The organism is Bradyrhizobium sp. SZCCHNS3016, assembly GCF_032484535.1.
Classification (GTDB): Bacteria; Pseudomonadota; Alphaproteobacteria; order Rhizobiales; family Xanthobacteraceae; genus Bradyrhizobium.
Genome location: NZ_JAUETE010000001.1, coordinates 412,063 through 437,887 on the forward strand (window position 1 = coordinate 412,063; position 25,825 = coordinate 437,887).

Genomic DNA, 25,825 nt, shown 5'->3' on the forward strand with positions numbered 1-25,825 from the left:
CCGAGAAGACATTGATGCGCACCACGATTTTGTTCGGCGGCTCCAACAAGGAGCGCCTCGTCTCGGTCGCCAGCACCAAGGCGCTGCATGCCGCGCTGCCTGAGGCTGACCTCTGGTTCTGGGAGGCCGACGACACGGTGCATCAGGCGAGCGGCACGGCGCTGGTCGCGCATGCGAAGCCGTTCGAGGAGCCGTTCACCGCCGATGGCGCCAGGATCGGCACGCTCGCCGAGGCTCTCGATCGCGCCAGGGCCGAGGATCGGGTTCTGGTGCTCGGTCTCCACGGTGGCCGGGCGGAGAATGGCGAGCTTCAACTGATGTGCGAGCTTCGCGGCGTGCCGTTTACCGGCTCGAGCTCGGCCGCCTCGCACCTCGCCTTCGACAAGGTCGCGGCGAAGCGCTTCGCCGTGCTCGGCGGGGTGACGGCGGCCGAGGGCGTCGCGCTCGATGACGCCGAAGCGGCGCTGGCGCGTTACGGCAGGCTGATCGCCAAGCCGGTGAAGGACGGATCGAGTTTTGGGCTGATCTTCGTCAACGCCAGCCAGGACCTCGTTGCCGTCAAAGCGGCGGCCGCGACCGAGGAGTATCTGATCGAGCCCTTCGTCACCGGGACGGAGGCGACCTGCGGCGTGCTCGAACAATCCGATGGCGCGCTGATCGCGCTGCCGCCGATCGAGATCCTCCCCGCAGACGGCGCCTTCGACTATTTCGCGAAGTACCTCGCCGCGGCGACGAAGGAGATCTGTCCCGGCCGCTTCAGTCCGGAGGTGACGGCCGCGCTGCAGACGGAGGCGATCAAGGCGCATCGCGCGCTGTCCTGCGGCGGCTATTCGCGAACCGACTTCATCGTCTCGGCCAATGGCCCCGTCTATCTCGAGACCAACACGCTGCCGGGGCTGACCGCCGCCTCGCTCTATCCCAAGGCGCTCGCGGCACAGGGCATCGCCTTCGTCGATTTCCTCAATCAGCAGATCGCCTTGGCCGAGGGGCGCAGTCGCCGATCAAACGTGCGGTAGACGCACCGAATGTCCCCCGGCCCGGCGTCCCCCGATGGTTCCTGTAACCTGTAAAATGCTTAAGAATTCCGGGCAAGGTCCTCATAAATCGGAGAAAAAAATCGTCTCCCCGGACCGATTTTACTTTTTGTTTACCAGGACGTCCGAAGGTTAACGCTGGCGCCTCAGTGGTGCTCGGCTGCCGGGTCGTGACGTCACGCATCGCGACGTCACCAGCGTCCGGCCGGCCGGGAGCGCAGGCGCGGGTCCGCGAGTATCTGCGGGCGCAACAGTTTGATGAGCTCGTGCAATGGATGGTGCAGGACGCCTCGCTCGATCGCAGAGGCCTCAAGCGAACCTGAAAGCCGCTGCCCTTGGCGCGGCAATCCTGCTGCGCGAGTATGTCTCGGCCCGACTTCCGCGTGTCCGCTTCGCGCGGGCAGGCACCAAGCAACCTTTGGGCCGGCGGTCGACCCGAACAGATCTTGTGCCGATGCAGGCCGCGCTCGCGCCGATGGTCGAGCGTGAGGCGCCGCCGCGCGTGGTCGAGCTCGTCGAGCGCTATTTGCCGCGCCGGCTCGGCACCGTGGCGACCGTGGTGCTCTTGTTCGGCAGCGTCTGGCTCGGCATCGTCAAGGGCGGCCACGCCCATGACGTCAGCGCGGCCCTGTCCGATACCCGCAATGCCCTGGCCAATGCGGCCGGCTTTCGCATCACGGCCGTGGCGATCAATGGCCGCAAGCAGCTCACCCAGGACGAGATCCTCGCCGTCGGCGGCGTCACCGGCCGCTCCTCGTTGCTGTTCCTCGATGCCGCCGCCGTGCGCGACAGGCTCAAGGCCAACCCCTGGATCGCCGACGCCACGGTGCAGAAGTTCTTTCCGAACCAGCTGCAGATCGACGTCGTCGAGCGCAAGGCGTTCGCGCTCTGGCAGCAGGAGGGCCGCCTCTCGGTCATCGCCGATGACGGCGCCGTGCTCGAGCAATATGTCTCGCGCCGTTTCCTGACGCTGCCGTTGGTGGTCGGCAAGGGGGCCGAGAGCCGCGCGCGCGATTTCCTGGCGCTGCTCGCCCGCTACCCGCAGGTGCGCGCCGTCACCAAGGCCGCCGTGTTCGTCGGCGAGCGGCGCTGGAACCTGCGTACTAAGGACGGCCTCGACATTCGCCTGCCCGAGCACGATGTCGGCAACGCGCTCGCCACCCTGACCCAGCTCGATCAGGACGATCGGCTGTTCTCGCGCGACATCGTCGCCATCGACTTGCGGCTGTCGGACCGCCTGACGGTGCAACTGTCCGAGGACGCGGCGAAGGCGCGCGACGAGCTGTTCAAGGACAAGAAGTCCAAGAAGAAGGCCGGTGACGCATGACCGGCTTCGATCGCCAGACTCCGAAGACGCGCCCGATGGGCCAGAAGCGCACCGCGCTTGTGGCCTCTCTCGATGTCGGCACCAGCAAGATCGCCTGCATGATCGCGCGGCTGAAGCCGGCGCCGCCGAGCGACGCGCTGCGCGGCCGCACCCACACGGTCGAGCTGATCGGCTACAGCCAGATCCAGTCGCGCGGCGTCAAGGCCGGCGCCGTCGTCGATCCCGTCGAATGCGAGCAGGCCGTGCGGCAGGCGGTCGCGCTGGCCGAGCGCATGGCCAAGGTGCGGGTCGAGTCCGTGCTGCTGCCGGTCGCCGGCGGCCGCGTCATGGGCCATCTGATCGAGGCCACCTCGGACATTCGCGGCGGCGCCGTGACCCAGGCCGATGTCAGCCGCGTGACCTCAACCGGCATGCATCACGCCACCGGCGACGGGCGCGCGGTGCTGCATGCCTTGCCCGTCGGCTACACGCTCGATGGCGTGAAGGGCATCCGCGACCCCCGCGGCATGCTGGCGCGGCAGTTCGGCGTCGACATGAACGTGGTCACGACCGACGCCACCGTGGCCAAGAACCTGATGCTCGTGGTGGAGCGTTGCCATCTCAACGTCGAGGCCATGGCGGCAAGCCCGTATGTTGCCGGGTTGTCGGTGCTGACCGACGACGAGGCCGATCTCGGCGCTGCCGTGGTCGAGATGGGGGCGGGCACCACGACGATCGCGATCTATTCCGGCGGCCGCTTCGTCCATGCCTCCGGTTTTGCGCTCGGCGGGCACCACGTGACCATGGATCTTGCGCGCGGACTATCAGCGTGCATTGCAGATGCCGAGCGAATCAAGACGTTATATGGCACGGTGCTGACTGGCGGGTCCGACGCGCGTGAGTTGATGTCTGTTCCGACGGCCGGTGACAACGAGCGGGATGTTCCGCAGATCGTGTCCCGCGCCACCATCGCGAACATCGTCAGGCACCGCGCAGAGGAGATTTTTGAAATGGTCCGCGACCGGCTGAAGGATTCGCCCTTTGCGGCAGAACCCAAGGCGCGCGTCGTCCTCAGCGGAGGCGCCTCCCAGCTGACGGGGCTGGTCGAGCTTGCGACCCGGATCCTCGACCGCCCGGTGCGTGTCGGCCGCCCGCTTGGCTTCGGCCGTCTTCCCAACGAGGCCAAGAACGCCGCCTTCGCGGTGCCCACCGGGCTGCTGGTCTATCCGCAATACGCGCACCTCGAACATGTCGAACCGCGGCATACGCGGCAGGTCGGGACAGGAACCGACGGCTACTTCGGAAAGGTCGGACGATGGCTACGCGAGGGCTTCTGATGACCGGTTTCCATCCCATGCGATTTCCAACAACACCAACCGCGGCCGGCGGCCGGGGCGAACCCACCCGCGCGTGATCGAGAGGCAATCATGGCACTCACTATTACCCCTCCTGATATCCACGAGCTGAAGCCCCGGATCACCGTGTTCGGGGTCGGCGGCGCGGGCGGCAACGCCGTCAACAACATGATCACGGCCGGCCTTCAGGGCGTCGACTTCGTCGTCGCCAATACTGACGCGCAGGCGCTGACCATGTCCAAGGCGCAGCGCATCATCCAGATGGGCACGCAGGTGACCCAGGGCCTCGGCGCCGGCTCGCAGCCGGATGTCGGCGCCGCCGCCGCACAGGAGGTGATCGACGAGATCCGCGATCACCTCTCGGGCGCCAACATGGTGTTCGTGACCGCCGGCATGGGCGGCGGAACCGGCACCGGCGCAGCTCCGGTCATCGCCAAGACCGCGCGCGAGATGAACATCCTCACCGTGGGCGTCGTCACCAAGCCGTTCCACTTCGAAGGCGCGCGCCGCATGCGCACCGCAGAATCGGGCATCTCGGAGCTGCACAAGGTCGTCGACACGCTGCTGATCATCCCGAACCAGAACCTGTTCCGGGTCGCCAACGAGAAGACCACCTTCGCGGACGCCTTCGCGATGGCCGACCAGGTGCTCTATTCCGGCGTCGCCTGCATCACCGACCTGATGGTCAAGGAAGGCCTGATCAACCTCGACTTCGCCGACGTCCGCGCCGTCATGCGTGAGATGGGCAAGGCGATGATGGGCACCGGCGAGGCCTCCGGCGACAAGCGCGCGCTGACCGCGGCCGAGGCCGCGATCGCCAACCCGCTGATCGACGATTCCTCGATGAAGGGCGCGCGCGGCCTCCTGATCTCGATCACCGGCGGCAAGGACCTCACGCTGTTCGAGGTCGACGAAGCCGCGACCCGCATCCGCGAGGAGGTCGACCAGGACGCCAACATTATCGTCGGCGCCACCTTCGACGAATCGCTGGACGGCCTGATCCGGGTGTCGGTGGTGGCCACCGGCATCGAGCAGGCGCAGTTCAACCGGAACGTTACGACCTCACAGCCGGCGGCGGCTGTCGCTCCGATTGCCGCCGCCCCGACCGCCGTTGCGGGTCTTCCTGAAAGCCGCCTCGCCGATCTGACCGCGCGGCTGCGCGCCGACAATCAGCGGCTGGCCGAACGCGCCGCCAAGCTCGAGCAGCAGGCGTCGCAGGCTCCGGCCGTCGCCGCTCCGGCACCCGCGCCGATGGCGCCTGCGCCGCGTCCGGCGCCGAATCTCGAGCGCGATACGCTGGCCGCCGTTGCCGCCGCAATGGCAAGCGAGCCCGGTCCGTCGGCTGCCCCGGCGCCGGCGGCGTCCTATGGCGATGTGACGGTGCGCCCGATTGCACAGAAGCCGTCGCTGTTCCCGGAGCCCGAGGCGCAGCGCGCGGCTCCGATCGAGCCGGCGGCCTTGCCCGAGACCTTCATTCCGCAGGCCGCCGAGCGGGTTCCGGTCCGCGCGCCGCGCATGCCGAAGTTCGAGGACCTGCCGATGCCGGCCCAGGCCGAGATTCGTCAGGCGAGGGGCGACGAGGGCGACGAGCATCCGCAGAAGACCCGGATGTCGCTGCTGCAGCGTCTCGCCAATGTCGGTCTCGGCCGCCGGGACGAGGACGCCGAGCCGCCGCTGCCGGTGCGGACCGCGGGTCCTGCCATGCCGCAGATGCCGCCGCTGCCGGAACGGAAGCCGCAGCGGAACGTTGCTCAGCAGGTTGCGAGCCACGAATCGCCCGTCTCGGAGTATGCCCGCCGTCCCGCGCCGCAGGGGCTGGACGTTCATGGCCGTCCCGCGCCTGTGTCCCCGGCGCCACAGGGAGACGACCATTTGGATATCCCGGCCTTCCTCCGCCGGCAGGCAACCTGAGAATTGTTACAGCCCTGACGGTGCTGAACAGGCCCGGCTCGCGAGAGCCGGGCCTTTTCCTTGGCCTCCCGGCGCGCGCCGATCGCCCTTCAACTAACTGATTTTAAATGATTAATTATTCTTTCGGTGTTTAGATCGGGAACCAGGAGGGTTAAGGCCACGTTCCAGTTTGGTTAAGGGTTGGCGCGAATACGGCAGAGATGGGGTAACAATCCGTAAAGAAGCGTGAGTTGGCGCTCTTTGGGGCTCTCGTTAAGTTCTGCCGTGACTTGGGGATGCCTGAAAGTGAGTCGGTTCGCGAGGGGCGACCGATGAAGGGTCAGGCGGGGTCTTGGGCGATCGTCGATGAAATTCAGCCGGCAAACAACGCTTCGTTCGCAAGCCACCGTCACCGGTGTAGGCGTCCACTCCGGTACGCCCGTCAGCCTGACGATTGGCCCGGCGCCGATCGACGCGGGGATCGTGTTCCTCCGCACCGGCCTCGATGGGGCCGACCGCGAGGTCCAGGCCTCCTTCGGCTCGGTGATCGCGACCGAGCTGGCGACGGTGCTCGGTGACCGCAGCGGCCCGCTGGTGTCCACCGCCGAGCATGTTCTCGCCGCACTGCGCGGCATGGGTGTCGACAACGCGCTGATCGAGGTCGATGGCCCCGAGGTACCGATCATGGACGGGAGCGCTGCGCCGTTCGTCGCTGCCATCGACCAGGCCGGGATCGTCAATCAGTCGGCTCCACGGCGTTACATTCAGGTGCTCAAGCCGGTCCAGGTGACCATGGGCGCCTCGACGGGCGAGCTGCGTCCCAACAACTCCGGCTTCCGGGTCGAAGCCGAGATCGATTTCACCAATCCCGTGATCGGCCGCCAAGCCTATCATTTCGAACTCAATCCCGAGCGCTTCCGCCGCGAGATCGCCCGCGCCCGTACCTTCGGCTGCATGAGCGACGTGTCGCGGCTGTGGAGCGCCGGTTTCGCGCTCGGCTCCTCCTTCGACAACACGCTGGTGTTCGACGAGGACCGTCTGCTCAATCCCGAAGGTCTGCGCTACGCGGACGAATGCGTCCGCCACAAGGTGCTGGACGCGATCGGTGATCTGGCGCTGGCCGGCCTGCCGATGCTCGGAACCTATCGTTCGGTCCGTGGCGGTCACAAGCTCAACCACGCGGTCCTGACCGCCCTGATGGCCGATCGCACCGCCTGGCGGATCGTCGAAGGCGAGACCGTGCGGCGTCCCCGCGTGGCCGCGGACGCCGTCGGTGGCATGGTCGGTGGCATGGTCGCCCCGGCCTACGGTCCGGACGTGTCCTGAGCGCCTGCTGCGAGGCTCGAGCGAACGGATAGCGTCCCTCGTGGGGCGCGATGGGGCAACACGATTCTGCTGTCGGTATTTGCTCGGCTGCAGATCTCGTACGCTGAATTTTTTGTCATTGATTGTTGCCGACCGCATCCTTCCTCGTGGACGGGCTGTCGGCGTTTCCAGGTTTTCCCACGGCTTCTTCAGCGGTAACCATGATGCACGGCGGCAGCCTCGATGTTGCCTTAATCCGGGCGGATTGGCTTCCTATGCGGTTGGTTGATGAAGTGTTTTCGGCTAGAGAGGCCGGGGCCGCGTGATGCGTGCCACTGGCGGGCTCTTCCTTCGCGGTCATGAAGCGACCTTCATGGTGCGCGGCGTAGATCAGATCACAGGCATCGGGTTCCAAAGAAGCATGTCGATACAGCGTCTCACGCGCGACCTCCGTCATCCCGCAGCAAGCATCGGCCGGCTCCGCCTCGCCGCGTCGCTGATCCTGCTGGCGTTGCCGTTGAGCGGCTGCGGCACCGGCGGACTCTGGGACAAATTCCTGGCCAAGGACGACACCTTCGTCGATGAGCCCGCGGACAAGCTCTACAATGAGGGCTTGTTCCTGATGAACGAAAAGAAGGACGTCAAAGGCGCGACCAAGAAGTTCGAGGAGGTCGATCGCCAGCATCCTTATTCCGACTGGGCCCGCAAATCGCTGCTGATGTCGGCCTACGCGTCCTATCAGGCCGGCGACTACGACGGCTGCATCGGCGCTGCCACCCGTTACGTGACGTTGCATCCGGGCAGCCCGGACGCGGCCTATGCGCAATACCTGATCGCCGCGTCGCATTACGACCAGATCCCGGACATCAGCCGCGATCAGGGCCGCACCGAGAAGGCCATTGCCTCACTCGAAGAGGTGGTACGCAAATATCCGACCTCCGAATACGCCACCAATGCCAAGGCCAAGATGGAGGGCGCCCGCGACCAGCTCGCCGGCAAGGAGATGGATGTCGGCCGCTATTACATGCAGAAGCGCGACTACACGGCCGCCATCAACCGCTTCAAGGCGGTGGTGACGCAGTATCAGACCACGCGGCACGTCGAGGAAGCGCTGTATCGCCTGACCGAGGCCTACATGACGATCGGCATCGTCGGCGAAGCCCAGACGGCGGCGGCTGTGCTCGGGCACAATTTCCCCGACAGCAAGTGGTATAAGGACGCCTACAATCTCGTGAAGTCGGGCGGCGTCGAGCCCGAGGAGAACAAGGGCTCCTACATCTCCCGGGCCTTCAAGAAGCTGGGCCTGGGCTGAGCGGTCGGCAAGATCGGCTGGTCGGTCTGGTTTTGTTCTGTATTCTTGTTTTGTTCTCTATTTGCTGCTAGCATCGAGTCGTTCGCTCAGGGGCGTTCCGCCCCGTTACGAAGGACTTCGGTTCCATGCTGGCGCGACTGTCGATCCGTGACATCGTCCTGATCGAACGACTCGATCTCGAATTTTCTCATGGACTTGCGGTGCTGACCGGCGAGACCGGTGCCGGCAAGTCGATCCTGCTCGACGCCTTTGCTCTCGCTCTCGGCGGCCGCGGCGACGCCAGCCTGGTGCGCCACGGCGCCGACCAGGGGCAGGTCACGGCCGTGTTCGAGATCGGCAAGGATCATCCCGCCGCCAGGATCCTCGCCGCCAACGGCCTGGATGCCGATGGCGAGATGATCCTGCGCCGCGTTCAATACGGCGACGGCCGCACCCGCGCCTTCATCAACGACCAGTCGGTCAGCGTGCAGACGCTGAAAGCGATCGGCGCCACCCTGGTCGAGATCCACGGCCAGCATGACGAACGTGCGCTGGTCGATGCCGCTACCCACCGCCGGCTGCTGGATGCCTTTGCGGGCCTGGAGAAGGATGTCGCCGCGGTTGAGGCGCTCTGGGCGGCCCGCCGGACCGCGGTCACGGCGCTCGATGAGCATCGTGCGAGCATGGAGCGCGCGGCCCGCGAGGCCGATTATCTGCGGCATGCCTCGGACGAGCTGAAGAAGCTGGCGCCAAAGGAGGGCGAGGAGACGCAGCTCGCCGCCCGCCGCACCGCCATGATGCAGGGCGAGAAAATCGCAGGCGATCTGCGTGACGCGCAGGATGCCGTCAGCGGCAACCAGTCGCCGATTGCCGCGCTGGCCGCGGCAGTCCGCCGGCTGGAGCGACGCGCGGTCAGCTCGCCCGCGCTGGTCGATCCAGCGGTGAAGGCGATCGATTCGGCGATCAACGCCCTGGAGGAGGCCGATCAGCATCTGACGGTGGCGCTCGCGGCCACCGATTTCGATCCGCTGGAGCTGGAGCGCATCGAGGAGCGGCTGTTCGCGCTGCGCGCGGCCGCGCGCAAATATTCGACGCCGGTGGACGGTCTGGCTGCTTTGGCTGCCAAATATGCCGCCGATGTGATCATGATCGATGCCGGCGCCGAGCAGTTGAAGAAGCTGGAAGCGGCGGCGGCGGCGGCTGATGCGCGCTATGCCGCGGCGGCGGCCAAGCTGTCGGCGGCGCGGACCAAGTCGGCGGAGAAGCTGAACCGGGCCGTCCATGCCGAGCTCGCCCCGCTCAAGCTCGAACGCGCCAAGTTCATGACCCAGGTCGACAGCGACGCCGAAGCGCCGGGGCCGGAGGGCATCGACCGGGTTGAGTTCTGGGTCCAGACCAATCCGGGCACGCGGCCGGGCCCGATGATGAAGGTCGCCTCGGGCGGCGAGCTGTCGCGGTTCCTGCTGGCGCTCAAGGTCGTGCTGTCCGACCGCGGCTCGGCGCCGACCTTGGTGTTCGACGAGATCGACACGGGCGTTGGCGGCGCGGTCGCCGATGCCATCGGCGCCCGGCTGGCGCGGCTCGCGCACGGGGTTCAGGTGATGGCCGTGACCCATGCGCCGCAGGTCGCGGCCAGGGCGGACCAGCATCTCCTGATTTCCAAGGATGCGCTGGATCGCGGCAAGCGTGTCGTCACTCGGGTCAACACGCTCGCCACCCTGCACCGCCGCGAGGAGATCGCCCGCATGCTGGCCGGCGCCGAGGTCACCGCCGAAGCCCGCGCCGCCGCCGACCGGCTGCTGGAGGCTGCGGCGGCATAAGCCGAGGGATCGGGCCGAACGCTTTTGGCTCCGGCGTGCGCATTGTGTAAACCGTCGTTTCGGGGCGGCCTTCGGGCCGTCCCGCCATGACGAGCAGACAGTACGCAGCATGCCCAAGACAGCAAAACCGAAGCAGCCCGTCGACGTTGCCGATCTCACCAAGGCCCAGGCCAAGGTGGAATGGAAGCGGCTTGCGCTGGAGCTCGAGACCCACGACAGGCTCTATTATCAGGATGACGCGCCGAAGATCTCGGACGCCGCCTATGACGAGCTGCGTCGCCGCTTCACTGCGATCGAGAAGCGTTTCCCTGAGCTCGTCAGCAGCGAGTCTCCGTCACAGAAGGTCGGCGCGGCGCCCTCCGGCCGGTTCAAGAAAGTGCGGCATGCGGTGCCGATGCTGTCGCTCGACAACGCCTTCGCCGAGGAGGACGTGCGCGACTTCGTCGGCCGCATCGCGCGCTTCCTCAAGCTTGCCGACGATCGCATCGATTTCTCGGCCGAACCGAAGATCGACGGGCTCTCGATGTCGCTACGCTATGAAGGCGGCGAACTGGTCACTGCCGCGACCCGCGGTGACGGCGCCGAGGGCGAGGACGTCACCGCCAACATCCGCACCCTGAAGGACGTGCCGCACAAGCTGCACGGCCGCAACCTGCCCGAGATCTGCGAAGTGCGCGGCGAGGTCTACATGACCAAGCAGGCCTTCCTCGCGCTCAACGAGCGCCAGAAGGAAGCGGGCGACACCATCTTCGCCAACCCGCGCAACTCCGCCGCCGGCTCACTGCGCCAGAAGGACCCGACCATCACGGCCTCGCGTCCCCTCGGCTTCTTCGCCTACGCCTGGGGCGAGATGAGCGCGATGCCGGCCGACACGCAGACCGGCATGATCAAATGGTTCGAGCGCTGCGGCTTCACCACCAATCCGCTCACCAGGCTCTGCCACTCGGTGGAGGAGCTGATCGCGTTCCATCATCACATCGAGGAGCAGCGCGCTGAGCTCGACTACGATATCGACGGCGTCGTCTACAAGGTCGACCGCATCGACTGGCAGGAGCGGCTCGGATTCGTGTCGCGCACGCCGCGCTGGGGCATCGCGCATAAGTTTCCGGCCGAGCGCGCCATGACCGTGCTCAAGGACATCGAGATCCAGGTCGGCCGCACCGGCTCGTTCACGCCGGTCGGCAAGCTTGAGCCGGTCGGTGTCGGCGGCGTCATCGTGCAGAACGTGACGCTGCACAACGAGGACTACATCAAGGGGATCGGCAACAAGGGCGAGGTTCTGCGCGAGGGCCGTGACATCCGGATCGGCGACACCGTCGTGATCCAGCGCGCCGGCGACGTCATCCCACAGGTGGTCGACGTCCTCATCGACAAACGGCCGGACCACGCCAAGGAATTCCACTTCCCGAAGACGTGCCCTTGTCCGCTGCATACCGACGTCGTGCGTGAGGAGATTGCGACCGGCGAGGAGGGCTCGCGCGCCCGCTGCACCGGCGAGTTCGCCTGTCCATTCCAGAAGATCGAGCACCTCAAGCTGTTCGCCTCGCGCCGCGCTTTCGACATCGATGGTCTCGGCGAGAAGCAGATCCAATTCTTCTTCGACCAGGGCTGGGTCAAGGAGCCCGCCGACATCTTCACGCTGGCCGCACGCAACAGCAAGCTGAAGCTCGAGGAGATCGAGGGCTATGGCGAGACCTCGGTGCGCAATCTCTTCAATGCCATCGACGCGCGGCGCGAGATCGCGCTGGAGCGCTTCATCTTTGCGCTCGGCATGCGCCATGTCGGCGAGACCACGGCGCTGGCGCTGGCGCGGGGCTATGGCTCATGGGAGGCGTTCCATGAGGCCTGTCTCAAGGTCGCCAATGGCGACGAGGAGGCGATCGCGGAGATGGATGCGCTCGACCAGATCGGCGACACCGTGATCAAGAGCGTCGCCGCCTATTTCGGCGAGGACCACAACCGCGGCATCGTCGAGCGGCTGACGAAAGAGGTCAAGATCCTCGACGCAGAGAGGCCGAAGCGCAATTCGCCGATCGCCGCCAAGACTGTCGTGTTCACGGGCACGCTGGAAAAGATGACGCGCGATGAGGCCAAGGCGACTGCCGAGCGGCTCGGTGCGAAAGTGTCGGGATCGGTGTCGAAGAAGACAGACTACGTCGTCGCCGGTCCGGGGGCAGGCTCAAAGCTGAAGGACGCGCAAAAGCACGGCGTGCAGGTGCTCACCGAGGACGAGTGGCTGCAGCTGATCGGGGAATAGCAGCTCCGCAGTGTTGGTTGCGACAGACGCTGGATGCGACACCAACAGTTGTCATCATCCGCGAAAGCGGATGATCCAGTATTCCTGAGGCATTTGTCATAGGGCCGGGACGCCTCGGCCTACCGGATACCCGCCTGCGCGGGTACGACGCCGAGAGTGACGCGCGGGCGCGGTCGTGCAGTCGCTCTCGCACCTCCCTCACATTACCCCGGCTTCGTCCTCTTCCGCCGTCTCGATCAGCTCCTTCGTCACCTTCATCTGCGTGCGCGGGACCAGGAAGATCATGCTGCAGGCGCAGGCGAGGGACAGGGTGAGCATCGCTGATGTCAGCGGCAGCGTACTGCTGAAATGGCCGCCGAGCCAGGCGCCGAGCTGCGACGTCAGCGCGCCCACGCCCATTTGCAGGAATCCCATCGCGCCGGAAGCGGTGCCGGCTGCGCCCGGCCGGACGCTGATGGCACCGGCTGCGGAATTCGCCATCACGGCGGCATTGGCGAACATCAGCAGCATCTGCGTGCCGAACAGCACTGATGGCACCTGGTTGAAACCGAACAGGCTCCACGTGAAGTTCAGCGCGGCACTGGTGAGCTGCAGTCCCAATCCGAACCAGATCAGCCGATCGAGCGAATGGCGCGGCGCGTAGCGCACGCAGAACAGGTTGCCGACGAAATAGGCGAAGCCCGTGGTCGCAAACCACGCGCCATACTCCGCCGATGAGCGGCCCATCTGCACCTCGACGATGTACGGCCCGCCGCCGGCGAAGGCGAAGATGATCTGCGACGCCAGCACTTGGCACAGCATGTAGCCGAGGAAGGCGCGGCTCCTGACGAGCATGGCGACGTCGTGGCGGAAGCTCGCGCCTTCGATGCGGGCAGGGCGCGTTTCCGGCAGGGTCAAGGTCACGGCGATCGCGATCACGATCGACAGCGCGGCAACGACGTAGAAGATGGCGTGCCAGCCGAACGCGATCTCGATCAGGCCGCCGGTCAGCGGCGACAGCATCTGCGCGATCATCATGACCGCGACGACGAGGCTGATCATCGCGCCGATGCGCTCGCGCGGATAGAGATCGCGGATGATGGCGCGGCTGATCACCATGCCGCTGGCGCCGCCGAGCGCCTGGAAGAAGCGCGCCGCGATCAGTTGGGGCAGGGTGTCGGCGAAGATGCAGCTGACGCTCGCGACGATCGAGAGCGCGAGCCCCGCAAGCATCACGGGGCGGCGGCCGAAGCGGTCGGAGAGCGGCCCGAGCAGCAGCTGCGAGATCGCGATGCCGGCCATGTAGAACGACACCGTCATCTGCACCACGGAGGCGTCGCGCCCGAACGTGGTCGCGAGCATCGGCAGCGCCGGCACCAGCAGGTAAAGCGAGATCGGCGCCAGCCCGGTCATGACGACCAGGAGGACCAGCACGGTGCGCGAGGGGACGGCGCGCGGTGGCGCCGCCCCGGGCGGTCTGCTGATCATTCCATGCATGGTGCCGCTCAAATCAGGTGAACGCCCTGACTGTAGCGGCCTTCCGCTTCGCGGAAATGCCTGTTTCGGCATGCGCCCATGCGGGCAGCGGGACAGTTGGTAGCAGGGCGCGCGGATCGCTACAGTGGCGCAGTCGCCTGATCGAGCCAGCGCTGGTCGTTCTCGTCGAGCGCTGCACGGACGGTTTCCCTGACCCGGGCATGATAGGCGTCGAGCCACGCCCGTTCCTCGGCGGTCAGCATGGCGACGTCGATCAGGCGGCGGTCGATCGGCGCCAGGGTCAGCGCCTCGAAGCCGTTCATCGGCTTCTCCGCGCCCGCGACGTCCTTCGCCACCACGAGCTCGAGGTTCTCGATGCGGATGCCGAACGCGTCGGTCTTGTAGTAGCCGGGCTCGTTGGACAGGATCATGCCGCGCTTCAGCGGTGTCGTGCCGAGCTTCGAGATGCGCGCGGGTCCCTCGTGCACCGACAGATAACTGCCGACGCCGTGACCGGTGCCGTGCTCGAAATCGATGCCCGCCTGCCAGAGGAACTGCCGCGCCAGGGTGTCGAGCTGGGCGCCGGTGGTGCCATCGGGGAAGATCGCACGTGCGATCGCGAGGTGGCCGCGCAGCACGCGGGTGAAGCGGTCGCGCATCTCCTCAGTCGGCACGCCCACGGCGATCGTGCGGGTGACGTCGGTGGTGCCGTCCTGATATTGCGCGCCGGAATCGATCAGCAGCAGATCGCCCGGCATGATGCGGCGGTTGCTCTTGCGGGTGACGCGATAATGCACGATCGCGCCGTTCGGACCGGTGCCCGAGATGGTCGGGAACGACACGTCCTTGAGCGCGCCGGTGTCGCGGCGAAAGCTCTCCAACGCCTCGACCGCATCGATCTCCGTCAACGTGCCCTTCGGCGCCTCGCGATCGATGAAGGCCAGAAAGCGCGCCAGCGCGACCGCATCGCGCTGATGGGCGCGCCGCGTGCCGTCGATCTCCACCGCGTTCTTGGCGGCCTTGAGCAGGCTGACCGGATCGGCGCCGCGCACCGCCTTGCCGCCGGCGCCCTGGATCAGGCGCGTCAGGGCATCGGCTGCCGTGGCGCTGTCGAGCGCGATGGCTGCGCCGGATTGCGCGAGCTCGGTCAGGCGCGGTGTCAGCACGTCCGCCTCCGCCACCTCGGCGCTCTGCTCGAGATGATCGCGTGTCAGGTTCGAGAGCTTGCGGGAATCAATGAAGATGGTCGGACGTCCGGTCTTCGGCACCAGCGCATAGGACAGCGGCAGCGGCGTGTGCGAGACGTCGGCGCCGCGGATGTTGAAGGTCCAGGCGACGTTGTGGGAATCGGACAGCACCAGCGCCTCGACGCCGAGCCGCTCGATCTCCTGGCGGATCCGGCCGAGCTTGTCCGCCTCGCTCTCGCCGGATAATTCGGCGCCGTGGATGGAGACGGCGCCGAGCGGCGGCAGCGGGCGTTCGGTCCAGATGCTGTCGACCGGGTTGCGCTCGACCGGCACCAGCTCCGCGCCGGCCTTGGCACAGGCGGCGGCCAGGCGTTCGGCCGCGGCCGTCGTATGCAGCCACGGATCGAAGCCGACGCGGTCACCGCTCTGCAGGTGTCGCGTCAGCCAACTCTCGGGCGGCGGCTCGATCAGCGATTCCACGGTCCAGGCCTTGCCGTCGACCTGCTTGCCGGCCTGCAGCGTATAGCGGCCGTCGACGAAGATCGCGGCGGCCTGCGGCAGCACGATCGCAAAGCCGGCCGATCCGGTGAAGCCGGTGAGCCACGCCAGCCTTTCCTCCGACGGTGGCACATACTCGTTCTGCTGCTGGTCGGCGCGCGGCACGATGAAGCCGGTCAGCTTGCGCCGTGCCAGCTCCTCGCGGAGAGCAGCCAGCCGCGCGGTCAGCGCCACGCCGGTTTCGGGTTCTTCGAACGTCTGGAACAGAGCTTCGAACATCGGTCTCATACTTTAGAAGTGGATCTTGCCGCGTCGGCGACGAATACTCCTCCAGCAGACAGTGCAGTGCACGAAGAATCTCCTTGCATTCGCCTGTGCAAAAAGATTTGCTGTCGCATGCCGGTCATCCGAAAGAGATGCGGCGAGGAAACGTATGGACGTGACGACCACGATCGTAAAGATCATCCACGGTCGCATGATCCGGGGAGTGCCTCAACTCAACGGCGAGGGGATGCACGATGCCTGCTTTTACCTTCGAAAAACTATCGGCGCCCGCGCCAAGTGGACCGGCGCCCGCACCGGTCGAGAAGCCGCGCAGCGCGCTGGCGGACCTCGTCAATCGTCTCGTCGCGCCGCGCGTTCGACGTGCCTCTCGTAGTCAGTCCGACTCCACCTCCCAGCAGAGCCAGCCGAAGACGTAATCGCGAGCTTGCCGCATACAGCGTGCAGGTTCGATCCATGCCATGAGCTGATCCGCCTCACTGCAGCTTTTGCAGCAACAGGCTGCTCCACCCCTCGATTCTCAAATGCCGGACCGGAACCAGGCCGCGGGCACGATAGGCGGCGCAGACGGCGCGTGCCTGCGGGGTCAACAGGCCCGAGAGGATCACGAAGGCTCCGGGCGCGAGGTGGCGCAGCATCGGCGCAGCCAGCTGGCGCAGCGGGTTGGCCAGGATATTCGCCAGCACCAGGTCGAAGGGGCCGCACCGGGCAAAGTCCGCGGCGGCGAAGCCGGTAGCACGGATGACCCGGACCAGGGGGCCTGCGCCGTTGAGCCGGGCGTTCTCCCGCGCCACCATGACCGAGGGCGCATCGATGTCGCTCGCCAGCACGGACAGGTGCGTCGCCTTGGCGGTGGCAATCGCGAGCACGCCGGTGCCGGTGCCGAGGTCGAGCACCCGTCGCGGCGCGCGGGTCTTGAGCACGTGATCGAGCAGCAGCAGGCAGCCGCGCGTGGTGCCGTGGTGACCGGTGCCGAAGGCGAGCGCCGCCTCGATCTCGATCCCGAGCTTGTTGCCGGGCACCCGCTGCCGGTCATGGCTGCCATGGACCATGAAGCGGCCGGCCGGCACCGGGACGAGGTCGTCCAGGCTGGCCTTGACCCAGTCCTTGGCCTCGACGACTTCGAATGCCAGGGTCTGGGCTACGTCGGAGCCCGCCGCCCCGCCGACGAGCTCCCGCACCAGCGCCTGATCCGGCGGATCGGCGAAATGAACCGTCACGTCCCAGCGGCCGTCCGGCCGCTCGAAGGCCGCGACCGCGGCATCACCTTCGAAGAACACCTCGGTCAGGACATCGACGGCCGGGCGCGCGGTCGCTTCATCGGCAACGGTGAAGCTGGCCTTGTGGGTGGCGGGCGTGGTCGTTGAGGTCATCAAGGTGGATCCTGGCGAGATTTGACGGCGTGGTTAAGGGATTTGTCTGCCAACGCAAGCGATAGGACCGGAAATCTGCCAGGTTGGAACATTCAACGGTTGTATCTTGCCGCTGGCGGGGCGGCGTGAAAGTTGTGATTCAATTGCCGCAAAGAATCTCTGCAACTTGAACAGAGCGCCTTATCTCAACTTTAGGTTCTGGCCGCCTAATTTTCTCGTCATGGGAACCGGATGATCCTCGGTTCCTGGGTTGGGAAACGAGGTTCAGATGAAGACCACTCTGCTGAAGTTCTTGCGTGATGAATCTGGCGCCACCGCCATCGAATACGGCCTGATCGCAGCCGGCATCTCGCTGGCCATCATTGCCGCAGTCAACGGCCTGGGCAGCTCGCTCAGCAGCAAGTTCGAGTCGATCAACACGTCGCTGAAGTAATCCGCCTGACACGGCGTTCTCGAAGAACCGGGCCTCAGCGCCCGGTTTTTCTGCTTTTGGGGTGGGGGAATCTCGAAAGCAGGTCCACAGCATACCCACACGGCCGTGCACTGCTTATTGGGCCGTTGATCCACTGCGGGTCCACAGCTTGTCCACACGGACGCCCACCCGCCTTTCCACCCCTTATCCTCAGCCGAACAGGGCGCGATGGTCGGACAGGATCGCCTGGGCCGCATTGTGGCCGGGGGCGCCGGTGACGCCGCCGCCGGGGTGGCTGCCCGAGCCGCAATGGTAGAGCCCTTTCAGCGGCGAGCGATAATCGGCGTGACCGAGCATGGGGCGGGCCGAGAACAACTGGTTCAGGGTCAGCGCGCCGTGGAAGATGTCGCCCCCGATCAGCCCGAACTGGCGCTCGAGGTCGAGCGGTGACAGCACTTGCCGGCCGAGCACGCTGGCCGCAAAGCCCGGTGCATAACGGTCCACGGTCGCGATCATGAGGTCGGCGACCTCGTCGCGATGATTGTCCCAGGAACGGCCGTCCGGCAGCTCGGGCGCGACATGCTGGCAGAACAGGCTGGCGACGTGCTGCCCTGCGGGCGCCAGCGTCGGGTCGAGGGTGGAGGGAATCAGCAGCTCGACCACGGGATCGCGGCTCCAGCCATGCGCCCGCGCGTCGAGATAGGCCTGGTCCATGTAGCCGAGGCTCGGGCCGAGGATGATCCCGGCGGACAGATGATCGCCGTCGCCCGGCAGCGCGCTGAACGAGGGCAGCCGGTCGAGCGCCACGTTCATGCGGAACGTGCCCGAACCGCAGCGCCAGTTCCTGATGCGGCTCAGGAACGACGCGGGCACGGCGCCGGCCGGCACCAGGCGCGTATAGAGCAGCTTCGGGTTCACGTTGGCGACGACATGGCGGGCGCGGATGGTGCGGCCATCCTCGAGCACGACGCCGACCGCGCGGTCGCGCTCGACGATCACCTCGCGCACGCCGGCCTCGACCTCGATCAGCGTGCCCAGCTCCTTCAGGTACCCGGCCATCGCCTGCGTGATCGCCCCCATGCCGCCGATCGCATGGCCCCAGACGCCCTTCTTGCCGTTCACCTCGCCGAAGGCGTGATGCAGCATCACATAGGCCGAGCCGGCGGCGTAGGGGCTGGCATAGTTGCCGACGATGGCATCGAAGCCGAACAGCGCCTTCACCAGGTCGGTCTCGAAGATCTCGTCGAGCATCTCGCCGGCGGAGCGCGTGAACAGGTCGAGCAGATCGCGCTGCTGCTCCAGCGACAGCGCGCGCAGGGTGTTGGCCGTGCCGAGCGCGTTGAAGGCCTCGCGGATCGCCGACAGCCCGAACTGGGCGACCAGGTTTGGTGGCGCCCGCAGCACGAGGCTGCGCAGCACGTCCGCGATGGCCTCGAGCCGTGCCGAGAACGGGCCGATCGCGTCGGCGTCGCGCTGGCTCAGTCGCGCAACCGAAGCCAGCGTGCGACCCTCGCCCGTCAGCAGATAGCGACCGTCGGGCGAGGGCAGAAAGTTCTGCGCCCGGCGTTCGACGATCTCCAGCCCGTGCTCGTGAAGCTTCAGGTCGGAGATGACGCGCGAATTGAGCAGGCTCACGGTGTAGGACGCGACGGAGTTGCGGAAGCCCGGATGAAACTCCTCGGTGACCGCGGCGCCGCCGACCACCTTGCGGCGCTCGACCACATGCACGCGCAGGCCCGCCATCGCGAGGTAGGCCGCACAGGTCAGGCCATTATGGCCAGCACCGATGATGATGACCTCGGTTTCATTCATGTCAGCTTCAAAAAGCCCTGTTTAATGACCCGCACCGGGAACCTCGGCTGGTGCTGTCGCGCCGGACGGCTGCGACGTCAAGGGGAACTCCATTTTGCCTCAGCTCCTCGCCATACCGCCCTGCGATCCGCTATGTCTCGTCTGCTCATCGCGGTCCGGTCTTGGCATCTGATGCCGGCCGCGCCGCTGCCGGAGTTGTCATGACCTCAATCGCCTCGCCCGCCGCCGTCGCTCAGCCCTCTGCCGCACGCAACCGGCTGGTGCTCGTCGTCTATACCGCCGCAATTTTCGTCAGCGCGCTGCTGCTGTTCTCGGTGCAGCCGCTGTTCACCAAGATGGTGCTGCCGCGGCTCGGCGGCTCGCCGGCGGTGTGGTCGGTGGCAATGGTGTTCTTCCAGACCTTGCTGCTCGCGGGTTATGCCTATGCACATTTTCTTACCCAGTTGCCCAGCCGGGTGCTCCCGATCGCGATTCATCTGCTGCTGCTCGGTTTCGCCATCCTGACGTTGCCGCTGTCGATCGCGAGCAGCTGGGGCGACCCGCCCAGCTCCGGTTACGGGCTTTGGCTGCTCGGCCTGTTCACCGTGTCGATCGGCCTGCCGTTCTTCGCGCTCGCTGCCAACAATCCGCTGCTGCAGGCGTGGTTCGTGCGCTCAGGTCATCCGGCCGCGCCCGACCCGTATTTCCTCTATGCATCGTCGAACATCGGCAGCTTCCTGGCGCTGTTGTCCTATCCTCTGCTGATCGAGCCGATCTTCAGCCTGCGCGTGCAGAACCTGATCTGGACCGGCGGCTATGGCGTCCTGATCGCGCTGATCGCCGGCTGCGGCGTCCTGCTGCTGCGGTCGCCGGTGATCGTCACGAGCCTGCTGCACACCGGGGACAGCAATGCCCCGGCGCCACGCTGGCTGCTGCGTCTGCGCTGGATCTTCCTCGCCGCGGTGCCCTCCGGCCTGCTGATTGCGGTGACTGCGCATATCTCCACCGATGTCGCGGCCGCGCCCTTGCTGTGGGTGCTGCCGCTGTCGCTCTATCTGCTGACCTGGGTGCTGGTGTTCCAGTCGCGGCCGCTGCTGCCGCACAAATGGATGCTGGCGCTGCAGCCGCTTGCGATCGCCGGCGTCGTCGTCCTGCTCGCTTTTGGCGGCGAGCAGAATCTCGCGCTCACGCTCGGCGGCCATCAGCTCTGCTTCCTCATCATCGCCATGGCCTGCCATGGCGAGCTCGCGCGCACGCGCCCGCCCGCCAGGTATCTCACCGGCTTCTACGTCGCGCTGTCGTTCGGCGGCATGGTCGGCGGCCTGTTCGCCGGCCTGATCGCCCCCTTCACCTTCTCATGGGTCGCCGAATATCCGATCCTGCTGGCGCTGGCGGCGCTGTGCCGGCCGGCGGCCAATGAGCGCTTGCCACGGATCACGCGCTGGTACTGGCTCCTGCTCGCGGTCATTGCCCTCGCGCTGCTGGTGCCCGCCGGAATGACCGGCAAGCTCACGACCTATCTCGAGGACCATCGCGTCTATGTCGCGGGCGCCGTGGGCGTGCTCGCCGTGCTGCTCGCTCTGCTGCTGAACGGGGGCCGCTGGAAGGTGTTCGCGACGGCCGCGCTCGCGCTCGTCCTGATCCGCGCCTATCCGGCCGATGACGGCCGCGTCGAGACGGTGCGCAGCTTCTTCGGCGTGCACAAGATCGTGGTGACCTCGGACGGGCACTATCACGTGCTGATGCATGGCACGACCATCCACGGCGCGCAGAAATATCTCAACGCCGACGGCTCCAAGGTGACGGGGCGGCCCGAGCCGATCACCTACTATCACAAGGACGGCGGCATCGGCCGCGCCATCACCGCGATCCGGGAGCGCAAGGGCGCGCCGCTCAAGGTCGCCGTGATCGGCGTTGGCGCCGGCACGCTCACTTGCGCAGCCGAGCCCGGCGAGAGCTGGAAATTCTTCGAGATCGACCAGACCATGGTCGATACGGCCAGCGACCCGAAATATTTCAGCTACATCAGGAACTGCGCGCCGGACTTCAAGCCTGTCATCGGCGATGCCAGGCTGACCTTCGCCAAGGAGCCGGACGGCGCCTACGATCTCATCATCGTCGATGCCTATTCCTCGGATGCGATTCCAATCCATCTGGCGACGGAGGAGGCGATGGCGATCTACAAGGCCAAGCTGGCGCCGCAGGGCGCCGTCGTGATGCACGTCTCCAATCGGCATCTGGAGCTGGAGAGCGTCGTCGTCGGCATCGCCGACGCCAACGACCTGAAGAGCTGGGTCTACAACGAGGACTCCGGCCGCGACGACGAGTACATCTTCTCCACCGACGTCGTCATCAGCGCGCGCGAAGACGCCGACGTCGGCACGCTGGCCTCCTCGGACAAGTGGACCGAAACCGAGCCGACCGACGGCGAGCGGGTCTGGACCGACGATTACTCGAACATTCTCGGCGCCGTGTATCGGCGGCTGCGCGACGGCGAGTAACAGGGCAGGGGCACCGGATGGATACCGTCCGGTTTGGGCCATGACCTATATCGCCGTGAGAGTGGTCCCGGTGCCAAGAGGTGCGTGCCTCGTCAACGGCGGACCTTGGTTGCATTGCCGCATTGATTTCCCGAGCACCTCATCTCCAGATCTGCTGTATCGCATCGCAAAACGCAGCGCTTTATCGCTTTCTGCGCGAGCCTCTGTTGCGTGCCCGTCATGACCATGCTACCTTGAGGTGCGCCCCTCATTTGAAGTCGGTACTTTGCGCGTCTTCGAATGGGTGGGTTGGGGCACGCACGCGCAGTCGAGCTGGATCGCAAACTGAGCGGTGAGGGACCGGTCTGGTCGTCTCGCCCTGAGCGAACGATCGTGCGGACGCTGTCCAGATCGAGGTGCTGTTCGTCCGGGCGGAGCCAGCGGTTCGGACGAGAGATGATTGTTCGCGACTAGATATCGTTCGACTACAAAATGGCGGCCGCATCAAAGCAGGCCGGCTTCACATGGGAGGGGTTCAATGAAGCGTCTTTGGATTGCCGGCGCGTCTGCCTTGTTGTCGATGGCGCTCGGTCTCGGCTCCGCGGGAGCCGCGGACAAGAAGGTCCTCGCCTTCGTCGTCAACGGCGCGTCCGACTTCTGGAAGATCGCCGAAGCCGGCGTCAAGAAGGCGCAAGGCGAGCTGCCCAATTACAACCTGCAGCTCAAATATCCCGAGCAGGCGGCAGCCGCCGTGCAGCAGCGGATGCTGGATGACCTCGTCGCGGCCGGGGCCGCCGGAATCATGGTGAGCGCCGTCGATCCGAAGAACCAGACTGAGCACCTCAACAAGATTGCCGCACAGACGGTGCTCTTCACCACCGACAGCGACGCTCCGCAATCGAAGCGCATCGCCTATATCGGCTCCTCCAATACCGAGCTCGGCAAGGATGCCGGCAAGCTGATGCTGAAGGCACTGCCGAATGGCGGCAAGTGCGTCGGTTTCGTCGGCCTGCTCGGGGCTGACAACGCCCGCGAGCGCATCGAAGGCGTGAAGGCGACCATCAAGGGATCGAAGGTCGAACTGGTCGACGTACGCGGCGACGAGATCGACCAGACCCGGGCCAAGCGCAATGTCGAGGACATCCTGGCAGCGATGCCGGACGTCAGCTGCCTGGTCGGCTTCTATTCCTACAACACGCCGCGCATCTACGAGGTGCTGAAGGAGGCCGGCAAGCTCGGCAAGATCAAGGTCATCGGCTTCGACGAGGATCCGATCACGCTCGGCGGCGTGAAGGACGGCGCGATCGAGGGCACGGTGGTGCAGCAGCCGTTCGAGTGGGGCTATCAGGGCATGAAGCTGATGGCGAAGGTCGTGCAGGGCGACAAGTCCGGCGTTCCGGCCAACGGCATCATCATCGTGCCCGGCAAGGTGATCGAGAAGTCCAACGTCGACGACTTCATGGCGCAGATGAAGCAGATGCTGAAGAAGTGACGCGACGGCCGGCGTGCGCGAGCCCTTCCTCGAGCTGATCGACATCGGCAAGACCTATCCTGGCGTGGTCGCGCTCGACCACGCCAGCCTGTCGGTCGCGCCCGGCGAGGTGATCGCGCTGGTCGGCGAGAACGGCGCCGGCAAGTCGACCTTGATGCGCGTGCTCGGCGGCGTGGTGGAGCCGAGCAGCGGCACGATCCGGATCGATGGCGTGGCGCGGACCAGCTACACGGTGGCGGACGCGATGGCGTCCGGCATCGCCTTCGTCCACCAGGAGCTGAACCTGTTCGACAATCTCGATGTCGCAGGCAACGTCTTCATCGGCCGCGAGCCGGTCTATGGCGGCCCGCTGCGGCTGATCGACCGCAAGACGCTGCGGGCCAAGGTGCGTCCGCTGATCGCGCGCCTCGCCGCTGATTTCGAGCCGGATACGCCGCTCGCCGAGCTGTCCTTGGCGCAGCGCCAGCTGGTCGAGATCATCAAGGCTTTGTCGCTCGACGCGCGCTGCGTCATCATGGACGAGCCGACCTCCAGCCTGACGCTGTCGGAAACCGAGCGGCTGATGCAGGTCATCGCCGGCCTGAAGGCGGACGGGGTCAGCGTCATCTTCATCACGCATCGCCTGAACGAAGTCATGCAATGCGCCGATCGCGCCATCGTGCTGCGCGACGGCCGCATGGTCGGCGCGCTGACGCGAGACGAGCTCAGTCCTGCCGCGATGATCCGGCTGATGATAGGCCGGGACCTGCGGTCGCTCTACGTGCCGCCGGCCGCGCCGCCCGGCGAAGCCGTGCTCGACGTGGTGGAGGCCGTGACCGCGACCTATCCCAACCGGGCCGTCAGCCTGCAGCTCCGGCGCGGCGAGATCCTCGGGCTTGCAGGTCTCGTCGGCTCCGGCCGCACCGAACTCGCGCGCGCCATCTTCGGCGTCGAGCTGCTGCTGGCCGGGGGCATCAGCCTGGAGGGCGAGCCGATCCGCATCTCGACGCCGCGCTCGGCGATCGATCGCGGCATCTATCTCATTCCGGAGGACCGCAAGGCCTGCGGCCTGCTGCTCGACCTGTCGATCGCCGAGAACATCTCGCTGCCGGATCTCGCCTCCTATCTCAGCTTTGGACTTGTCGACATCAGGCGTGAGACCGAGAATGCCGATCGGCAGCGCGAACGGCTCAATATCCGGGCGTCCGACGTCAAGGTCTCGGTCGGCACCTTGTCCGGCGGCAACCAGCAGAAGGTCGTGCTCGCCAAATGGCTGTCGATGCGGCCAAAGGTCCTGATCTTCGACGAGCCGACCCGGGGCATCGATGTCGGCGCGAAGCAGGAGATCTACGACATGCTGCGGCGTCTGGCGGATTCCGGAGTCGCGATCCTGATGATCTCGAGCGACATGGAGGAGGTGATCGGGGTGAGCGACCGGATCGCCGTAATGCACGAAGGCATGATTTCGGGCTTCCTGGCCCGCAACGAGTTCAGCGAGCACAACGTGCTTCAGCTCGCCGTCGGCCATACCGTCTGAGCGAGGGCGCCCGTGCAGAAGAAAGATCTCAGCCTGCTGATCCTGATCCTGGTGGTCGGCGCCGTCGTGGCCTTCATCAACCCGCGCTTCCTGCTGGTCGGCAACCTCTCCAATACCGCCAACCAGGTCGGCATGTTCGGGATCTTCTCGATCGCGGAGGCCTTCGTGATCATCGTCGGCGGCATCGAGCTCGCCGTCGGCTCGGTGATCGCGTTGCTCGGCGTGCTGTTCATCGACCTCATCGTCAACCGGGACGTCGACTGGATCGCCGCCTTGTTCCTCATCCTCGCCGGCGGCATCGCCATCGGCTTGGTCCATGGCACGCTGGTCACCAAGATGCGCATCCAGCCCTTCGTGGTGACCCTGTGCGGGCTGCTGATCTATCGCGGCGCGGCGCGCTACTACACCGAGGATGCCACCGCCGGCTTCGGCTATGGCGCAAGCTTCCCGGCGCTGGAATGGCTGGCCGCCGGCCGCACCGATGTCCTCGGCTTTCCGCTGCCGCATAGCGTCGTGGCGCTCGTCATCGTGGCCGGCATCGCCTGGCTGGTGCTGCACCGCTCGGTGTACGGCCGTTATTTCTACGCGGTCGGCAAGAACGAGGAGGCGGCGCGCTACTCCGGCATCCGGTCCGATCGGGTCACGATCGCGGCCTATGTGATCTGCGGCGGGCTGACAGCGCTGGCCGCGGTCCTGCTCGCGATGTACACCCGCTCGATCTCGCCGGCGGTACACGGCTCGTTCTACGAGCTCTATGCGATCGCCGCGGCGGTGCTCGGGGGCTGTTCGCTGCGCGGCGGCGAGGGCTCGGTCATCGGCGTCGTGCTCGGCACGATCCTGCTGCAGATGCTGCAGAACCTGGTCAATCTGCTGGGCATCCCGAGCTCGCTCAATTTCGCCGTGATGGGCACGGTGATCCTGATCGGCGTGCTGGCCGATCAGTATTTCGTGCAGCGGCGCACGCGCATGCCGACGGCCCGCGGGCAGGCCAGCGCCGATCGCGCGTCCGCCTCGCTCGAGCGGGTCAACGCCGAGTGAGGAGGCGCCGATGCGCTGCGTAACAGCGCCCGGCCGCGAGGAT

The 25,825-nt window shown here is 66.3% G+C and carries 17 protein-coding genes; 13 read left to right on the plus strand and 4 right to left on the minus strand.

What is annotated here, in order from left to right; all coding sequences use genetic code 11:
* Positions 1 to 14 precede the first annotated feature (14 nt).
* The 8 genes from QW881_RS01930 (at position 15) to ligA (ending at position 12,258) form a co-directional block, all read left to right on the plus strand.
* Positions 15 to 1,016 (plus strand): D-alanine--D-alanine ligase, encoded by a 1,002-nt coding sequence (locus QW881_RS01930; RefSeq protein ID WP_315755086.1) that lies wholly within the window; start codon positions 15 to 17, stop codon positions 1,014 to 1,016.
* Between the two features lie 289 nt (positions 1,017 to 1,305).
* Positions 1,306 to 2,361 (plus strand): cell division protein FtsQ/DivIB, encoded by a 1,056-nt coding sequence (locus QW881_RS01935; RefSeq protein WP_315755087.1) that lies wholly within the window; start codon positions 1,306 to 1,308, stop codon positions 2,359 to 2,361.
* Positions 2,358 to 3,677, plus strand: coding sequence for a cell division protein FtsA (ftsA, locus tag QW881_RS01940; RefSeq protein WP_315713429.1), 1,320 nt, complete (start codon positions 2,358 to 2,360; stop codon positions 3,675 to 3,677). The genes QW881_RS01935 and ftsA overlap by 4 nt, the downstream gene beginning before the upstream one ends.
* 90 nt (positions 3,678 to 3,767) lie before the next feature.
* Positions 3,768 to 5,606 carry a cell division protein FtsZ gene (gene ftsZ, locus QW881_RS01945; RefSeq protein WP_315755088.1) on the plus strand — a complete coding sequence of 613 codons (1,839 nt, stop codon included), beginning with the start codon at positions 3,768 to 3,770 and terminating at the stop codon, positions 5,604 to 5,606.
* 345 nt (positions 5,607 to 5,951) lie between these two features.
* The gene (gene lpxC / locus QW881_RS01950; RefSeq protein WP_315755089.1) at positions 5,952 to 6,911 is read left to right on the plus strand and encodes a UDP-3-O-acyl-N-acetylglucosamine deacetylase; all 960 of its coding nucleotides are present in this window, start codon (positions 5,952 to 5,954) and stop codon (positions 6,909 to 6,911) included.
* Between the two features lie 400 nt (positions 6,912 to 7,311).
* Positions 7,312 to 8,202: an outer membrane protein assembly factor BamD gene (locus tag QW881_RS01955; protein ID WP_315755090.1), complete on the plus strand. Its 891-nt coding sequence runs from the start codon at positions 7,312 to 7,314 to the stop codon at positions 8,200 to 8,202.
* Positions 8,203 to 8,327: 125 nt separating this feature from the next.
* Entirely contained in the window at positions 8,328 to 10,001 is a 1,674-nt protein-coding gene (gene recN, locus QW881_RS01960) for a DNA repair protein RecN (protein WP_315755091.1), read from the plus strand.
* Between the two features lie 109 nt (positions 10,002 to 10,110).
* On the plus strand, positions 10,111 to 12,258 hold the full coding sequence (ligA, locus tag QW881_RS01965) for an NAD-dependent DNA ligase LigA (RefSeq protein WP_315755092.1): 2,148 nt from the start codon (positions 10,111 to 10,113) through the stop codon (positions 12,256 to 12,258).
* A gap of 198 nt (positions 12,259 to 12,456) precedes the next feature.
* Here the strand turns inward: ligA and QW881_RS01970 are convergent, their stop codons facing one another.
* The 3 genes from QW881_RS01970 to QW881_RS01980 all read right to left on the minus strand — a co-directional run bounded on the left by QW881_RS01970 (position 12,457) and on the right by QW881_RS01980 (position 17,053).
* Positions 12,457 to 13,734, minus strand: a complete 1,278-nt coding sequence (locus QW881_RS01970) for a multidrug effflux MFS transporter (RefSeq protein WP_315755093.1) — start codon at positions 13,732 to 13,734, stop codon at positions 12,457 to 12,459.
* 119 nt (positions 13,735 to 13,853) lie between these two features.
* Positions 13,854 to 15,677, minus strand: coding sequence for an aminopeptidase P family protein (locus QW881_RS01975; RefSeq protein WP_315755094.1), 1,824 nt, complete (start codon positions 15,675 to 15,677; stop codon positions 13,854 to 13,856).
* Between the two features lie 479 nt (positions 15,678 to 16,156).
* Positions 16,157 to 17,053 (minus strand): 50S ribosomal protein L11 methyltransferase, encoded by an 897-nt coding sequence (locus QW881_RS01980; RefSeq protein WP_315755095.1) that lies wholly within the window; start codon positions 17,051 to 17,053, stop codon positions 16,157 to 16,159.
* A gap of 268 nt (positions 17,054 to 17,321) precedes the next feature.
* Between QW881_RS01980 and QW881_RS01985 the strand changes: the two genes are divergently transcribed.
* Positions 17,322 to 17,486 (plus strand): Flp family type IVb pilin, encoded by a 165-nt coding sequence (locus tag QW881_RS01985; protein ID WP_315736801.1) that lies wholly within the window; start codon positions 17,322 to 17,324, stop codon positions 17,484 to 17,486.
* A gap of 189 nt (positions 17,487 to 17,675) precedes the next feature.
* On the opposite strand, the gene QW881_RS01990 is transcribed toward QW881_RS01985, so the two are convergent.
* Entirely contained in the window at positions 17,676 to 19,277 is a 1,602-nt protein-coding gene (locus tag QW881_RS01990; RefSeq protein WP_315755096.1) for an NAD(P)/FAD-dependent oxidoreductase, read from the minus strand.
* Between the two features lie 200 nt (positions 19,278 to 19,477).
* Between QW881_RS01990 and QW881_RS01995 the strand changes: the two genes are divergently transcribed.
* The 4 genes from QW881_RS01995 to QW881_RS02010 all read left to right on the plus strand — a co-directional run bounded on the left by QW881_RS01995 (position 19,478) and on the right by QW881_RS02010 (position 25,782).
* Complete coding sequence (locus QW881_RS01995; protein WP_315755097.1) at positions 19,478 to 21,757, plus strand: fused MFS/spermidine synthase; 2,280 nt, start codon at positions 19,478 to 19,480, stop codon at positions 21,755 to 21,757.
* A gap of 517 nt (positions 21,758 to 22,274) precedes the next feature.
* Positions 22,275 to 23,228 carry a sugar-binding protein gene (locus QW881_RS02000; protein ID WP_316178606.1) on the plus strand — a complete coding sequence of 318 codons (954 nt, stop codon included), beginning with the start codon at positions 22,275 to 22,277 and terminating at the stop codon, positions 23,226 to 23,228.
* 13 nt (positions 23,229 to 23,241) lie between these two features.
* A complete protein-coding gene (locus QW881_RS02005; protein ID WP_315755098.1) occupies positions 23,242 to 24,744 on the plus strand; it encodes a sugar ABC transporter ATP-binding protein in 1,503 nt (500 codons plus the stop codon).
* Positions 24,745 to 24,756: 12 nt separating this feature from the next.
* Complete coding sequence (locus tag QW881_RS02010) at positions 24,757 to 25,782, plus strand: ABC transporter permease (protein WP_315755099.1); 1,026 nt, start codon at positions 24,757 to 24,759, stop codon at positions 25,780 to 25,782.
* Positions 25,783 to 25,825: the final 43 nt, after the last annotated feature.

Excerpts from the sequence above, each read along its gene's own strand:
- QW881_RS01930 (WP_315755086.1), top strand. The coding sequence starts at position 15 with ATGCGCACCACGATTTTGTTCGGCGGCTCCAACAAGGAGCGCCTCGTC.
- QW881_RS01935 (WP_315755087.1), top strand. The coding sequence starts at position 1,306 with ATGGATGGTGCAGGACGCCTCGCTCGATCGCAGAGGCCTCAAGCGAAC.
- ftsA (WP_315713429.1), top strand. The coding sequence starts at position 2,358 with ATGACCGGCTTCGATCGCCAGACTCCGAAGACGCGCCCGATGGGCCAG.
- ftsZ (WP_315755088.1), top strand. The coding sequence starts at position 3,768 with ATGGCACTCACTATTACCCCTCCTGATATCCACGAGCTGAAGCCCCGG.
- lpxC (WP_315755089.1), top strand. The coding sequence starts at position 5,952 with ATGAAATTCAGCCGGCAAACAACGCTTCGTTCGCAAGCCACCGTCACC.
- QW881_RS01955 (WP_315755090.1), top strand. The coding sequence starts at position 7,312 with ATGTCGATACAGCGTCTCACGCGCGACCTCCGTCATCCCGCAGCAAGC.
- recN (WP_315755091.1), top strand. The coding sequence starts at position 8,328 with ATGCTGGCGCGACTGTCGATCCGTGACATCGTCCTGATCGAACGACTC.
- ligA (WP_315755092.1), top strand. The coding sequence starts at position 10,111 with ATGCCCAAGACAGCAAAACCGAAGCAGCCCGTCGACGTTGCCGATCTC.
- QW881_RS01970 (WP_315755093.1), bottom strand. The coding sequence starts at position 13,734 with ATGCATGGAATGATCAGCAGACCGCCCGGGGCGGCGCCACCGCGCGCC.
- QW881_RS01975 (WP_315755094.1), bottom strand. The coding sequence starts at position 15,677 with ATGTTCGAAGCTCTGTTCCAGACGTTCGAAGAACCCGAAACCGGCGTG.
- QW881_RS01980 (WP_315755095.1), bottom strand. The coding sequence starts at position 17,053 with ATGACCTCAACGACCACGCCCGCCACCCACAAGGCCAGCTTCACCGTT.
- QW881_RS01985 (WP_315736801.1), top strand. The coding sequence starts at position 17,322 with ATGAAGACCACTCTGCTGAAGTTCTTGCGTGATGAATCTGGCGCCACC.
- QW881_RS01990 (WP_315755096.1), bottom strand. The coding sequence starts at position 19,277 with ATGAATGAAACCGAGGTCATCATCATCGGTGCTGGCCATAATGGCCTG.
- QW881_RS01995 (WP_315755097.1), top strand. The coding sequence starts at position 19,478 with ATGACCTCAATCGCCTCGCCCGCCGCCGTCGCTCAGCCCTCTGCCGCA.
- QW881_RS02000 (WP_316178606.1), top strand. The coding sequence starts at position 22,275 with ATGAAGCGTCTTTGGATTGCCGGCGCGTCTGCCTTGTTGTCGATGGCG.